13 protein-coding genes are annotated in these 13,504 nt (G+C 69.2%); 12 read left to right on the top strand and 1 reads right to left on the bottom strand.

Annotated elements, in window-relative coordinates:
• The first annotated feature begins 3 nt into the window (after positions 1 to 3).
• A complete protein-coding gene (locus EV653_RS29225) occupies positions 4 to 591 on the top strand; it encodes a dihydrofolate reductase family protein (protein ID WP_134107423.1) in 588 nt (195 codons plus the stop codon).
• Between the two features lie 10 nt (positions 592 to 601).
• The gene (locus EV653_RS29220) at positions 602 to 1,270 is read left to right on the top strand and encodes a DUF6928 family protein (protein ID WP_134107421.1); all 669 of its coding nucleotides are present in this window, start codon (positions 602 to 604) and stop codon (positions 1,268 to 1,270) included.
• On the opposite strand, the gene EV653_RS29215 is transcribed toward EV653_RS29220, so the two are convergent.
• Positions 1,255 to 1,935, bottom strand: coding sequence for a peptidyl-tRNA hydrolase (locus EV653_RS29215; protein WP_238160518.1), 681 nt, complete (start codon positions 1,933 to 1,935; stop codon positions 1,255 to 1,257). The two genes, EV653_RS29220 and EV653_RS29215, sit on opposite strands and share 16 nt — an antisense overlap.
• A 33-nt stretch (positions 1,936 to 1,968) precedes the next feature.
• On the opposite strand from EV653_RS29215, the gene EV653_RS29210 reads away from it, so the two are divergent.
• The 10 genes from EV653_RS29210 to EV653_RS29165 all read left to right on the top strand — a co-directional run bounded on the left by EV653_RS29210 (position 1,969) and on the right by EV653_RS29165 (position 13,495).
• Positions 1,969 to 2,760, top strand: coding sequence for a thymidylate synthase (locus EV653_RS29210; protein ID WP_134107417.1), 792 nt, complete (start codon positions 1,969 to 1,971; stop codon positions 2,758 to 2,760).
• Positions 2,757 to 3,212 (top strand): dihydrofolate reductase, encoded by a 456-nt coding sequence (locus EV653_RS29205; RefSeq protein WP_134107415.1) that lies wholly within the window; start codon positions 2,757 to 2,759, stop codon positions 3,210 to 3,212. Before EV653_RS29210 ends, EV653_RS29205 begins: the two co-directional genes overlap by 4 nt.
• Before the next feature lie 121 nt (positions 3,213 to 3,333).
• The gene (locus EV653_RS29200) at positions 3,334 to 4,593 is read left to right on the top strand and encodes a toxic anion resistance protein (RefSeq protein ID WP_134107413.1); all 1,260 of its coding nucleotides are present in this window, start codon (positions 3,334 to 3,336) and stop codon (positions 4,591 to 4,593) included.
• Positions 4,594 to 4,624: 31 nt separating this feature from the next.
• Positions 4,625 to 5,221, top strand: a complete 597-nt coding sequence (locus EV653_RS29195; RefSeq protein WP_134107411.1) for a hypothetical protein — start codon at positions 4,625 to 4,627, stop codon at positions 5,219 to 5,221.
• Complete coding sequence (locus EV653_RS29190) at positions 5,218 to 6,678, top strand: AAA family ATPase (RefSeq protein ID WP_134107409.1); 1,461 nt, start codon at positions 5,218 to 5,220, stop codon at positions 6,676 to 6,678. The genes EV653_RS29195 and EV653_RS29190 overlap by 4 nt, the downstream gene beginning before the upstream one ends.
• Positions 6,675 to 8,000 (top strand): hypothetical protein, encoded by a 1,326-nt coding sequence (locus EV653_RS29185; RefSeq protein WP_134107407.1) that lies wholly within the window; start codon positions 6,675 to 6,677, stop codon positions 7,998 to 8,000. Before EV653_RS29190 ends, EV653_RS29185 begins: the two co-directional genes overlap by 4 nt.
• Complete coding sequence (locus EV653_RS29180; RefSeq protein WP_134107405.1) at positions 7,997 to 8,998, top strand: glutamate ABC transporter substrate-binding protein; 1,002 nt, start codon at positions 7,997 to 7,999, stop codon at positions 8,996 to 8,998. Before EV653_RS29185 ends, EV653_RS29180 begins: the two co-directional genes overlap by 4 nt.
• The gene (locus EV653_RS29175; RefSeq protein ID WP_134107403.1) at positions 8,995 to 10,110 is read left to right on the top strand and encodes a hypothetical protein; all 1,116 of its coding nucleotides are present in this window, start codon (positions 8,995 to 8,997) and stop codon (positions 10,108 to 10,110) included. Before EV653_RS29180 ends, EV653_RS29175 begins: the two co-directional genes overlap by 4 nt.
• On the top strand, positions 10,107 to 12,446 hold the full coding sequence (locus EV653_RS29170; RefSeq protein ID WP_134107401.1) for a serine/threonine-protein kinase: 2,340 nt from the start codon (positions 10,107 to 10,109) through the stop codon (positions 12,444 to 12,446). Before EV653_RS29175 ends, EV653_RS29170 begins: the two co-directional genes overlap by 4 nt.
• A complete protein-coding gene (locus tag EV653_RS29165) occupies positions 12,431 to 13,495 on the top strand; it encodes a PP2C family protein-serine/threonine phosphatase (protein ID WP_134107399.1) in 1,065 nt (354 codons plus the stop codon). The genes EV653_RS29170 and EV653_RS29165 overlap by 16 nt, the downstream gene beginning before the upstream one ends.
• The last annotated feature ends 9 nt before the right edge of the window (positions 13,496 to 13,504 follow it).

The following is a 13,504-nucleotide window of genomic DNA, read 5'->3' as shown; positions in this document are numbered from 1 at the left end:
GCCATGGGCAACGTCATCGCCACCGCGGCGGTCTCCCTGGACGGGTTCGTCGCCGACACCGAGGACGGAGTCGGGCCGCTGTTCGACTGGTACGGCAACGGCCCGGTCGAGGTCTACGGGACCGACCCGGGTCGGCCGTTCCACCTCAGCCAGGCGAGCGCCGACTACATCAACGCGGCCTGGCCGAACGTCCGCTCGTGCGTGATCGGGCGCCGCCTGTTCGAGATCACCAACGGGTGGAACGGCGTACCGGCGGTCGGCGAGCACGTCTTCGTCGTCACCCACAAGCCGCCGACGGACTGGCCGTTCCCGGACGCGCCGTTCACGTTCGTCAACGGCATCGAGGAAGCGATCGCCCAGGCGCGCGCCTACGCCGGCGACCACGACGTCAGCATCACCGGCGGCAACCTCACCGGCCAGGCAATCGCCGCCGGCCTCGTCGACGAGATCGCCTACAACCTGGTCCCCGTCCTCTTCGGCACCGGCGTCAAGTTCTTCGGCGAGTACGTCGGCCCGCAGGTCCTCCTCGGCAACCCCCGGATCGTCCAAGGCGACCGCGTCACCCACCTCCACTACCGAGTCATCCGGTAGAAAGTCCCGCATGGGCGCCAAGGACTGGATGATCATGTACGCCGACACCGACATCGCCGGCATACTCCGAAACCACCCGCCGATCGACCGGGCCGCCACCCGGGCCGTCGTCGAACGGCTCCACCCGGGCGCCAGCCTGATCCCGTTCCAGGACGGCACCCTCGCGGACCAGTCGAACCCGGAAGACGGCACGGTGTATGCCGGGGTCTACCCAGGGCTCACCGTGCTCCTGACCGAAGAGGCCGCCCAGGATCGCCCCTCTCAACTGCCTCAGCGGTTCGTCGACGAGGCGCAGGGACGGACGGTCTACCTGCATGCGATGCACAGCGTCGTGGGCTGGTTCGCCTATGCGGTGTGGGAGAACGGCGTACTGCGGCGGTCGCTCAGCCTGTCACCGGACGACGGGATCCTGGAGAACATCGGCGAACCGCTCCCGTTCGAGCAGCCGTACTGGGCCGGCGAGCGCGCCGAGCAGGACGATGCCGATTGGGCCGAATTCACCAAGTTCGTCGTCGTCGAGCGGCCGGTCGCGGTGAAGAAGCAGCCGTTCGACTTCAATCCATTGGAGCTCGGCGAGGACGCGCTGAGCGCGCTGTTCGGCTTCGTCTACGAGGGGACGCCGCCGGACGACGCTCCGGACCTGGAGCGGATCACGTTGGCGGGTTATCGGTTGAGTTGAGGGTGATCGGCGACCACGGTGCGGGAGCCGGGTGCGATCTCGGTGAAGCCGGCGTCCTGGACGACCGGGAGGTCGCTCGCCAGTAGTTTTGCCCAGCGCGCGGGCGTCGCCGTACGGACGGCCAGCGCGAAGTCCGACGCCGCCCACTCCTTGCGGTCCTCGTCGGACAGCCTCCACCAGGCGAGCTGCGCCGCGTGACCGCACTGCGCCATCGCCTTGCCACTCGACATCTCCAACGCCGGATTCACCCAGAGCACAGGTACGCCGGGCTCGACCGGGGGGAGCTCCCCCGCGTCGACGAAGTCCGTTCCGCTCACCTGCAGGTTGGCGATCTCAGCAGGTACGTCGTCGACCGGCGCCGGCGGAAACACCCGCACCTCAGCCGCCGCGGTCTCCGGCTGTTCGGCCCCTACCCCGTGACCATGCACGGTGACCCCCGGAAGCGCCTCGGCCCGGCGCCACTCGGCCCCGCGAGCCCGCTTCACGATCTTGCGGATGCGGTTGTCCTGCCAGGACGTCATCGCCTCGGCCCACTCACCCTCGCCGTACGACCGCTCGTCCGCGAGGATCGCGAGTACCGCGCGGGCGGCCGTCTCCAGCGCATCGGTCTGCGCGGGCCGCGCGTTCTTCTCGACTCGCACCACGAGAGTCAGCACTTGTTCCACGCCGCGAGTCTGCCAGGGCTGTAGGTTGGCACCATGCAGCAGTACCTGGATCTTCTTCGGCATGTGCTGGACCACGGGGCGGAGAAGGGGGACCGGACCGGGACGGGCACGTTGAGTGTGTTCGGCTACCAGTCGCGGTACGACCTCACCCAGGGCTTCCCCGCGGTGACGACGAAGAAGCTGCATCTGCGGTCGGTGATCGGGGAGCTGATCTGGTTCCTCAGCGGCTCGACGAACGTCAAGTGGCTGCACGAGAACAACATCTCGATCTGGGACGAGTGGGCCGACGCGGACGGTGAGCTGGGCCCGGTGTACGGCTACCAGTGGCGGTCCTGGCCGACCCCGGACGGCCGCCACATCGACCAGATCACCAAGGTGATCGAGTCGATCAAGAACAACCCGGACTCCCGTCGGCACATCGTCAGCGCATGGAACGTGGCCGACGTGGACGACATGGCGTTGCCACCGTGTCACACCATGTTCCAGTTCTACGTCGCGGACGGCCGGCTCTCCTGCCAGCTGTACCAGCGGTCCGCCGACATCTTCCTGGGCGTGCCGTTCAACATCGCGTCGTACGCGCTGCTGACCCACATGGTCGCGCAGCAGACGGGGCTCGAGGTCGGCGACTTCGTGCACACGCTCGGCGACGCGCACCTGTACCTGAACCACCTCGACCAGGCGCGCCTGCAGCTGACCCGCGAGCCGCGTCCGCTGCCGACGCTCCAACTCGCCAAGCGCGACTCGATCGATGCCTACGAGATCGCCGACGTCGAGCTGATCGGCTACGACCCGCACCCCGGTATCAAGGCGCCCATCGCCGTATGAGCGTCATCCTGATCGCCGCGGTCGGCCGTAACGGCGTGATCGGGCGGGACAACGACCTGCCCTGGCGCATCCGCGAAGACCTGCAACGGTTCAAGCAGCTCACGCTCGGCCACACCCTCGTCATGGGCCGCAAGACCTACGACTCGATCGGCCGCCCGCTACCGGGCCGCCGTACCGTCGTCGTCACCCGCCAGCCCGACTGGTCCGCCGACGGCGTCGCCGTGGTCCACTCCCTCGACGATGCCCTCCAGTACGACGGCACCCTGTACGTCGCCGGCGGCGGGGAGATCTACCGCCAGGCCCTTGACCGCGCCCACGCCCTCGAACTCACCGAGGTCGACCAATCCCCCGAGGGTGACGTTACGTTTCCGCCGATCAGCGCGGCAGACTGGTCGGAAACCGCGCGCGAGCCCCGCGACGGCTTCAGCTTTGTTAGTTACCGCCGCAGCTAACAACGAGTAGGCAACAGGGCAACCACGGGGACCTGGAACCGACTAGATTGTGTGCGCGTCACGGAGGTGACAGGGCGCGGGCGCGGGGACGCTTCGCGGAGGCCACCGGAGGGGAACGACGATGACCGAGGCAGACAACACAGCAGGCGCCGCTCAAGCGGCCGCGGCGCAGGCGCCGTTGCAGCCGCCCACGGCTACCGCGCCGGGGCTCATACTGACCGCTCCGCCGCCGTCACAGCCTGTTGCCGAGACGGCCGCGCCCAGCATGGCGCCCGCGGTCGACCCGGCCGCGCTGCCGGGGCTGGACGCGAAGGTCGACACGTTCCTGACCTCGCTGATGGCGGCCGAGCCGCGGTCGCCGGAGTTCGCGGCGAAGGCGAGCGACGTCCGCAGCATGGGTGACGTCGACATCCGCGCCGCGGCCGAGAGCTCGAACCGGTTGCTGCAGCAGCCCGTGAAGGCGCTGCAGAGCGGTGGCCTGTCGGAGGGCTCGACCGTCGGCAAGACCCTGCTCGAACTGCGTCGTACGGTCGAGGACCTGGACCCGAAGGAAGCGACCGGGCCGAAGAAGCTGCTCGGGATGATCCCGTTCGGCGACAAGATCGAGGACTACTTCCGCAAGTACCAGAGCGCGCAGAGCCACCTCGAGGGCATCCTGCACAGCCTGCGCAACGGCCAGGACGAGCTCGGCAAGGACAACGCCGCGCTCAACCTGGAGAAGCAGAACCTCTGGGACGCGATGACCCGGCTCAACCAGTACGTGTACGTCGCCGAGCGGCTCGACGCGCGGCTGTCCGCGGCGATCGCGGAGCTCGAGGCGACGAACCCGGACAAGGCGAAGGCGTTCCGCGAGGACGTGCTGTTCTACGTCCGGCAGAAGCACCAGGACATCCTGACCCAGCTGGCCGTGTCGATCCAGAACTACCTGGCCATCGACATCGTGATCAAGAACAACATCGAGCTGATCAAGGGCGTCGACCGCGCCTCGACCACCACGGTCTCGGCGCTGCGTACGGCGGTCATCGTGGCGCAGGCGCTGGGCAACCAGAAGCTTGTGCTGGACCAGATCACCGCGCTGAACACGACCACCAGCGGCATGATCGAGCGCACCTCGCAGATGCTGCGGGACAACTCGGTGGCGATCCAGCAGCAGGCCGCGTCAGCGACGATCGGGCTGCCGCAGCTGCAGGCCGCGTTCGCGAACATCTACGCGACCATGGACGCGATCGACACGTTCAAGGTCGAGGCCCTGGACAACATGGCCGCCACGATCGGCACGCTGGAGACCGAGGTGACCAAGTCCCGCAGCTACCTGGACCGGGTCGCCCAGCAGAACCAGCAGGTCGTGCACGGCAGCCTCGACCTGAACCTGGGTCGCTGATTCCGGCTTCGGCCGGTGGACGGGAAACTGCATGGCACTCGGTGACTTCTTCGCGCGGCTGACCGGTCGCAAGCAGGAAGCGCCCGAACCTGCCGCGGTCTCCCGTCCGCCGACCACGGAGGACCTGCTCGCGTCCCTGGTCCGCGTCGAGCAGTTGGTTGCCAACGGCGCCGTACCGGCCGTCGTCGCGTCGCGGGTCGGCCGGGTGGTCCGCGTCGTACGGGAGACCATCCCACGGCTCGGGAACCTGGGCGGCAGCGCGCAGGCGTACTCCGTGATGGCGACGGCGACCGACTACTTGCCGGAGGCGATCGGCGGGTACCTGCGCCTGCCGCGGCAGTGGGCAGACACGCGGCCGGTCGACCGGGGCAAGACGTCGCTGATGATCCTGATCGACCAGTTGGACCTCTTGGCCGCGACGATGGACAAGGTGTTCGACGCGGTGAACCGGGCGGACGCGGCGGCGCTGATCGCCCACGGCAGGTTCCTGCAGGAGAAGTTCGGCACCGGCTCCACCGGCGGCGGCCTGGCCCTCGGCCCGACCGAATCAACCCCGCCTCCGGACCTCGGGCCGAGCACAGGGCCGGCGGGACCATTGGCACCACCACCTGGACGAGGAGGGTCATGAGCACCGCGGGGGGACTACAGGAGGCGCTGTCCGGCTTGCTCACCGTCGCGACCCGTGCCGGCGTCGCGGAGGAGCAGGCCCGCGCCGAGGCGCTCTCACTCGCCGCCGCTCTGGCAGAGTCCGCGCCGGGTGCGCCTGCTGACTGGGCCAAGGCGGTACCGGGTGGGACGACACAGGACTTCTTCGACGCAGCGGTACGCGGCCGACGCTGGCGCGGCGCTCCGACCGCTGTACTCACCGAGCTGATCGCCAGCAGTTCCCCGGAGAAGGCGGCGTACGCCGAAGCGCTCGCCGAGGTCGCATCCGCGGCGTGCACACTGGGCGAGCCGACCATGCGGGTCGTCGGAAACGCATCCGTGGCAGCTGCCGCACAGCTGCAGGCCGCGGGCGCACGCACGTTGCAGGTGGGCGCTGGTGTGATGACTCCGCCGACTGACGGCGCCCGCCTGGCCGAGGCCCCGGGGACACCGGCAGCGACAGCCCAGACGGTAGCCGCGGAAGCGGTGGCCGAGGAGGCGTCGGCTGAGCCGACGAAGACGGTTGAGGAGCTGCTGGCTGAGCTGGACGAGTTGACCGGGCTTGCTCGGGTGAAGCGGGAGGTGCATCGGCAGGTCGCCGTACTGCGGGTCGAGAAGCTGCGGACCGAGGCCGGACTGAAGAGTCCGACCATCACACGCCACCTGGTGTTCGTGGGCAATCCGGGGACCGGGAAGACGACCGTCGCGCGCCTGGTGAGCGGGATTTACAAGGCACTCGGCCTGCTGTCCAAGGGGCAACTGATCGAGGTTGACCGGTCGGAGCTGGTGGCCGGGTACCTCGGGCAGACCGCCACGAAGACGGCTGAGGTGGTCGCGTCGGCCGTGGGTGGCGTGCTGTTCATCGACGAGGCGTACAGCCTGACCGCAGGCGACACCGGCGCCGACCAGTACGGGCGGGAGGCCGTCGACACGCTGGTCAAGGAGATGGAGGACCGGCGCGACGACCTGGTCGTGATCGTTGCCGGGTACCCCGAGCCGATGGAGGCGTTCATCGCCGCCAACCCGGGGCTGGCCAGCCGCTTCCGGACCACGATCGAGTTCGAGAACTACACCGACGACGAGCTGACCGACATCCTCACCGGGCTCAGCGAAGCGGCCGACTACGAGCTGGTCCCCGAGTCGCTGGAGAAGTTCCGGGAGATCCTGGTCGCGACGCCGCGGGACAGCTCGTTCGGCAACGGCCGCTTCGCCCGCAACGTCCTCGAGGCCGCTATCGGCCGGCACGCCTGGCGCCTCCGCGACGTCACGGCACCAACCAGGGACCAGCTGCGTCAGATCCTCCCCGAAGACCTCACCGAGGAGCCCGACCAACCCCCCGAGCCCAACCAGCCCACCAACCCGCAGCAGACCGCCGACGAGTTCGAGCAGGCCGCCAGCGCCGAGGTAGCAGACCAGTCCGAGCAAGGAGATCAGGCGTGACCCAGACACAGAGTGCGCCGCCCGCGACCTGGTCGCCTCCAGCGCCGTCCACAGGTACGACGCAGTCGGCCGCCCGGACCGGAAGCCGCCGCAACGCGATTGCCCAATGGTTCGAGGGCACCCCGGGCCGCATGCGCGCCTTCCTCATCCTGGCCGCGGTGGCCAGCATCCTGTTCGGCATCGCCGCCGCCCAGGGCCACGCCCAGTCGAGCGGCGCCCTCGAACGAGCCGAAGCGAACGCAGCCCAACTGGTCCGGATCCAAGAGATCCACACCAACCTCGTCAGCGCCAACGCCGACGCCACCAACGCCTTCCTCGTCGGTGGACTCGAGCCACCAGCTCAACGTCAGCACTTCGTCGACTCGATGGCCGCAGCCGCCCGGCTGATCTCCGAGGCGTCGACCGCCCAGCCGGCCGACCAGAACGTCCTCGGCCAGCTGAACACCACGCTGATCACCTATAACGGCCTCATCGAGCAGGCCCGCGCGAACAACCGGCAGGGCCTCCCGATCGGATCGCAGTACCTCAAGGACGCGAACGCCGTCCTGCAGGACGACTCGCTGCCACTGGTGAACGCGCTGGTCCAGGCCAATCAGAAGCGAGTGGACGACGAGTTCGACGGCGTCAGCCACGGGACTATCTGGGTCCTCGTCGGCGGCCTGCTGGCGCTCGTGGTCTTCGGGATCACGCTGCGCTGGCTGGCTCGGCGTACGCATCGCTACCTGAACATCCCGATCGTGGTCGGCGCCGCGCTCATCCTGATCGTCACGATCATGGGCGGCGTCTCGCTCTCGTCGGCGTCCGGTGCCGCCTCCGACACCCGGTCCGACGCGTACGCGAAGACGCTGGCGTTGTCGACGGCCCGGATCGCGGCGTACGACGCACGCTCGAACGAGAGCCTGACCCTGATCGCCCGCGGCTCCGGCGACGCCTTCGACAAGGCGTTCAACGACGCGGCCGGCGTGGTCGACGACCAACTCGGCAAAGCATCGGGTACGACGGACGGCCTGCAGGACCTGTGGGGCAAATACACGGACGTACACAAGAAGATCCGGACGGCCGACACCAACGGTAACTGGGACGGTGCCGTCGACATGGCCGTCGGTAGGACGAACACCGCGGACAACTCGGTGACGACCTTCAAGGCGTTCGACGAGCAGTCGGCTGACCAGCTGCAGTCAACCAGCGACGACGTGGCGAGCCGGCTGGCAGACGCCCGCAGCAGCATCCGCCTCTTCGGCTGGCTCGGCCTCCCGATCGGCATCCTCGCCGCCCTACTCGTCGCCTGGGGCATGTCACAGCGCCTGGAGGAGTACCGATGAAAAAGCTCATCCCCCTCGCGGTCGCCACGGCCCTCCTGCTCACCGCCTGCAGCTCAGGCAACTACGCAGCCACGCAAATCCCGGCCGAGCCGCAAGCTGCTCCGACCACCTCGACCACGCCGGCGCCTCCCCGGCCGTGCCCGGACGGCGTGGACGCGCTCGCGTCGTACGCGCCGGACGCCAGCACGCCGGCCCCTCTCGGGGAGATGCCCGCCGGTTCGTTCATGGCGGACATCAAGGCCCGTGGCCGGCTGATCGCCGGCGTCTCCGCGGACAGCCTCAACCTCGGTTCGAGGAATCCGCTGACCGGCAAGATCGAAGGCTTCGACATCGACATGATCAACGCCGTCGCGGCGGCGATCTTCCCTGACGCGGCGACCAACCCGAACCGGGTCGAGCTGCGGGTGATCTCCAGTCCGCAGCGGATCCCGTCGCTGACGGCCGCCAAGAACCCGGTCGACATCGTGGCCCGCAACATGACCATCAACTGCGACCGCTGGCACGACATCGCCTTCTCGGCCGAGTACTACCGCTCCGGACAGAAGACGCTCGTACCCCGGGACTCGACGGCGACCAGCGTCACGGAACTGAACGGCAAAACAATCTGCGCACCGAGGGGCTCGACCAGCCTGGCCAATCTGAAGAAGAAGAACCCGCAGGTCGTGCCGATCACCGCCGACACCGACACCGGCTGCTTGGTGCTCTTCCAGCAGGGCAAGGCGTACGGCATCAGCGGTGACGACACCGTCCTCGCCGGCGACGCGGCGCAGGACCCGTACGCTCGGGTGATCACGACCGAGCGCTTCAGCGAGGAGCCGTACGGCCTGGGTATCTCGCTGCTGCATCCGGAGTTCGTCCGCTTCGTGAACGTCGTTCTCCAGCAGATGAAGGACAGCGGCGCCTGGAAGACGTCCTACGACAAGTGGCTGAAGGCCGCGCTGGGCCCGGCCCCGGTTCCGCCGAAGGCGATCTACGGCCGGGTCCCGGTGAAGCAATGACCGTTCGTACGCCGACGGTCTCGGCGCCGGCGCCGCCGGGGAGGATGGGGAGCAGTGTTCCGGCGACGGAGCTGTTGTCCTTTCTCGGTGCGCTTGGGGAGTGGCGGGATCGGCGGAAGGCTGAGCTGGACGAGCTCGACCAGGCTGCGTTGCATTCGCCGGACGCGGATGCGTTGAGTGCGGATGTCGTGCTCAGCATGACCGTGTGGAAGGCCGTGTCGGATCGGTACGAGTTGATCCTGGTGACGTGGGACTCGGGCCGCGTCGGAGCGACGGAGACCGAGCGCATCTCGGCGTTGATCTGGGGCGGGCTGGATGCCGGCGGCGCGGGTGGATCGCTCGCGGTTTCGTTGCCCGAGGCATGCAAATTGTCGGACGCGCTGGCGGCGACGCTGCGCGCCAAGCTCGCACTCGAGCCCGGTGACGCCGACCTGGCCGCTCGGCTGCGGCAACTGCGGGCACAGGTCGAGCGGATCACTGACCTGGTGAAACTCGAGCCGGCCAACGTCCGCGACCAGGCGCTCGCGCAGCACCACGACCTCGATCGCCGCCTGACGGATCTTGCCGACCGCAACAAACGCGGCGCGGACATCGGCGGTCTGATCGGGCCGTTCGAGATCGATGCCGCCCGCACCGAACGCGACCTGATCGTCGGCGCCGCCACCCGCAAGGAACGCGCGGCCGACGTCGCCCGGGCGCGAACGCTGCGCGGTGAGCTCGAAGCGCAAGGTACTGCGGTCCGCGCGCTCGCGGACAAGGCGGTCGCCACGGTCACGCCGGCCCCGCGCCTCGCCGTACCGGATGTCACTGCGCTGGGACCGGTGCCGAACACGCCGTCCGAGCTCGAGAAGTACCTGACCCGGTTGGACGCCGTGCGGCGGGCGCTCGGTCAGGCGCAGGCGGCGTACGGTGCCGCGCTGGGCAAACGTGACGAGCTGACCCAACTGCTGGACGCCTATCAGGTGAAGGCGGCAAGTGTTGCCAAGGGCAACGAAGATCTCGCCGAGCTGTACCGGCGCGGCCGAGCGGTGATCGAGGCGGAGCCGGTGGATCTGGCTCGCCTCGGTGCACTGGTAGCGGCCTACCAGGCCTACCTGGAAGGGACGAAATGACGACCTGCACTCAACCGGGCTGCACCGGCTCCATCGTCGACGGGTACTGCGACGTCTGCGGCTCCCCCGCCGCGCCCAGCCAAGCCGCAAGCGCGCCGGCGGCCGGTGCCTGCACCCAGCCCGGCTGCACCGGCACGTACGTCGACGGCTACTGCGACGTCTGCGGCTCCCCCGCCGCGTCAAGCCCCAGCACAACCGCAGCAGACCCGGACCCGATCAGCTCGGTCTCGACCGTCTCGCGTGCGTCCAACCGGCTGGCATCCACACCGCTCGGCTCCGCCCGTGCCGCCCAGGCCGGCTCGAAGCTGACCCGCAAGCTCGGTACGTCGTCCACCCGCCTGCGCGGCGCACGACTCGGCGCCGGCCTGACGCACGTGCCGTCGATCCCCGCGATCGACGCCAGTCAAGCGATCCTGGCCAACCCGATGGTCCCCGAGGACCGCCGCAACTGCCCAAACTGCGGCAACGCGGTCGGCCGCTCCCGCGACGGCCAGCCCGGCCGGACCGAGGGTTTCTGCCCGCACTGCCGCAGCCGGTACTCGTTCTCGCCCAAGCTGAAGGCCGGCGACCTGGTCGGCGGGCAGTACGAGGTACGCGGTTGCCTCGCGCACGGCGGGTTCGGCTGGATCTACCTGGCTCAGGACCGCAACGTGTCCGACCGCTGGGTGGTCCTCAAGGGCCTGCTGAACTCCGAGGACCCGGACGCCGTCGCGGCCGCGATCGCGGAGCAGCAGTTCCTGGCCCGCGTCGAGCACCCGCTGATCGTCGAGATCTACAACTTCGTCACCCACGACGGCGCCGGCTACATCGTGATGGAGTACGTCGGCGGCACCTCGCTGAAAACGTTGCTCAAGCAGCGGATGACGGCCAACAACGGCCAGTACGACGCGCTGCCGATCGACCAGGCCATCGCGTACCTGCTGGAGATCCTGCCTGCGTTCTCGTACCTGCACGATCTCGGACTGGTGTACTGCGACTTCAAGCCGGACAACATCATCCAGGTCGGCGACGCGGTCAAGCTGATCGACCTCGGTGGCGTCCGCCGGATCGACGACCTCGACTCGGCGATCTACGGCACGGTCGGATTCCAGGCGCCCGAGGTGGCGGAGGTCGGCCCGTCCGTTGCCTCCGACATCTTCACGCTCGGCCGGACGCTGTGTGTGCTGGCGATGGAGTTCCGCGGCTACCAGGGCCGGTACGTGGACTCGCTGCCGCCGGTGGGCGAAGTACCGCTGTTCCAGAAGTACGACTCGGTGTACCGGTTGTTGCTCAAGGCCTGCGCGAAGGACCCGGCGGACCGCTTCCAGTCCGCGGACGAGTTCCGCGTGCAGCTTCTCGGCGTACTGCGTGAGGTCGTCGCGGACAAGCAGGGCGTCAAGGCAGCCCAGCACTCCGCCTCATCGCTGCTCTTCGGCACTCCGGGTGACAAGTCGACCGGACTGGGCGACACGGTCGAGCCATGGCAGCAGCTGCCGTCGCTGGCGCCCGACGAGAGCGACAAGATGGCAGGCTGGCTGAAGACCGTCAGCGTGCCGGACGCGGCCAAGCGGCTCGAGCTGCTGATCGACGCGCCGGAACAGTCTGCGCAGACGCTCCTCGAGCTCGCGGAGGCTGCGCTGGAGGTCGGACCCGAGCGCTACGACATGGTCGACACTGCGGTCGCCGACCTGCTCAACGCCGACCCATGGGAGTGGCGGGCTGTCTGGATGGCCGGACTGGTCGCTCTTGCTCGCGGTGACTCAGCCGCTGCGCAGTCCGCATTCAACGCGGTGTATGGCCAGGTGCCGGGCGAGCTGGGGCCGAAACTGGCGCTGGCGATCGCCTGTGAGCAGAGCGGCGAGTACGACGTTGCCGAGGGCCTCTACCTGACCTGTGCACGTACGGACGCCAACTACATCGCACCGTCCGCGTTCGGCCTGGCCACGATCCGTACGCAGCGCAACGACCTCGACGGTGCGCTCGGCGCGCTCGACCTGGTCCCCCGCACCAGCGGCGCATATGTGCGGGCCCGTCGCCAGCGAGCCGGACTGCTGGCAGGATCAGGGCGTGGCCTTCCCGCGCTCGCCCAGGCGATGGACAGCATCACTGCGCTGACCATCGACCCGGTCGACCGGGCAAACCTGGCCGCGGACGTGTTCCGGACCGCGCTGGCCGAGGTCCAGCAGTCCGGTCCGCAGGAGGCTCTGCGGATCGACGGGCGGGCGGCGACCGAGTCGGCCCTGCGGGACGGGCTCGAGGCGACCTACCGGTTGCTGGCCGACCAGGCCGAGACCCGGCCGGAACGGATCGCCCTGGTCGACCAGGCCAACGAGGTTCGAGGATGGACGTTGCGATGACGAGTACGACCGACACGGTCTGCCCCAGCTGTGGCGAACCGGTGTCCGAGGCCGATCGCTTCTGCGAGGCCTGCGGCGCCGAGCTCACCCCGGCGACCACGCCGAGCTCGACAGCGCTGGACACCGACACCGAGCCGACCATCGAGATCACCGCGGCCACGGTCGAGGAGGTCGGTCCGTGCAAGTCGTGCGGTGGCACCATCGCCGCCGACGGGTACTGCGAGACGTGCGGCACCAAGGCTGCAAAGCCGCGGGACCACTTCGAGGAGCAGCCCGCGCCGTGGGTGGCCGGCGTGTGCGACCGCGGCATCCGGCACAGCCGGAACGAGGACGCGATGGCGATCGCAGCGGACGCCGAGCCGGGCAGCCGCGCGCTGCTCGTGGTCTGCGACGGCGTGAGCTCCTCGCTCGACTCCGACGTGGCGTCACTGGCCGCGGCGCGGGCAGCGTGCGAGGTGCTGCAGGCCGGGCACGCACAGGGCCTCGGCACCGAGTCGTCGCGGGGCAGTGCGATCGCAGCCCGGCTCAAGGCGGCGGCTGACGCGGCGAGTGACGCCGTACTCGACAACACCAGTCCGGACAGCCCGAACCCGGCATCGTGCACGTTCGTGGCAGCTGTCCTGGAGGACGGCCTCCTCGTGGCAGGCAATGTCGGGGACAGCCGCGCGTACTGGTTCCCGGACGAGGCCGAGGCGGTCGCGCTGACCGTCGACGACTCGTGGGCGGCCGAGCTGATCGCCACCGGGATCTCGCGCGAGGAGGCCGAGTCCGGCCCGCACGCGCACGCGATTACCCGCTGGCTCGGCAAGGACGCGCCGGACCACACACCCCGGACCACGACGCTGCACGTGACCGGGCCGGGCTGGCTGGCAGTCTGCTCGGACGGCCTGTGGAACTACTGCTCCGAGGCGGCACCGTTGGCCGACCTCGTCCGTCAGACAGCTGCGGCGTGTGGTGGCGAGCCGAGGGCCACCGCGTCCGCACTGGTCGACTGGGCCAACGCCCAGGGCGGCCAGGACAACATCACCGTCGCGCTCGCACGCATTTAAGGAGAGGGA

Origin of the sequence: Kribbella pratensis, assembly GCF_004365355.1 — a bacterium.
Lineage (GTDB): Bacteria > Actinomycetota > Actinomycetes > Propionibacteriales > Kribbellaceae > Kribbella.
Note: the sequence above shows the minus strand (reverse complement) of the source record. Positions and strands in the feature narration are given on the sequence as shown.

Excerpts from the sequence above, each read along its gene's own strand:
- EV653_RS29210 (WP_134107417.1), top strand. The coding sequence starts at position 1,969 with ATGCAGCAGTACCTGGATCTTCTTCGGCATGTGCTGGACCACGGGGCG.
- EV653_RS29170 (WP_134107401.1), top strand. The coding sequence starts at position 10,107 with ATGACGACCTGCACTCAACCGGGCTGCACCGGCTCCATCGTCGACGGG.
- EV653_RS29200 (WP_134107413.1), top strand. The coding sequence starts at position 3,334 with ATGACCGAGGCAGACAACACAGCAGGCGCCGCTCAAGCGGCCGCGGCG.
- EV653_RS29190 (WP_134107409.1), top strand. The coding sequence starts at position 5,218 with ATGAGCACCGCGGGGGGACTACAGGAGGCGCTGTCCGGCTTGCTCACC.
- EV653_RS29180 (WP_134107405.1), top strand. The coding sequence starts at position 7,997 with ATGAAAAAGCTCATCCCCCTCGCGGTCGCCACGGCCCTCCTGCTCACC.
- EV653_RS29205 (WP_134107415.1), top strand. The coding sequence starts at position 2,757 with ATGAGCGTCATCCTGATCGCCGCGGTCGGCCGTAACGGCGTGATCGGG.
- EV653_RS29175 (WP_134107403.1), top strand. The coding sequence starts at position 8,995 with ATGACCGTTCGTACGCCGACGGTCTCGGCGCCGGCGCCGCCGGGGAGG.
- EV653_RS29225 (WP_134107423.1), top strand. The coding sequence starts at position 4 with ATGGGCAACGTCATCGCCACCGCGGCGGTCTCCCTGGACGGGTTCGTC.
- EV653_RS29220 (WP_134107421.1), top strand. The coding sequence starts at position 602 with ATGGGCGCCAAGGACTGGATGATCATGTACGCCGACACCGACATCGCC.
- EV653_RS29195 (WP_134107411.1), top strand. The coding sequence starts at position 4,625 with ATGGCACTCGGTGACTTCTTCGCGCGGCTGACCGGTCGCAAGCAGGAA.
- EV653_RS29165 (WP_134107399.1), top strand. The coding sequence starts at position 12,431 with ATGGACGTTGCGATGACGAGTACGACCGACACGGTCTGCCCCAGCTGT.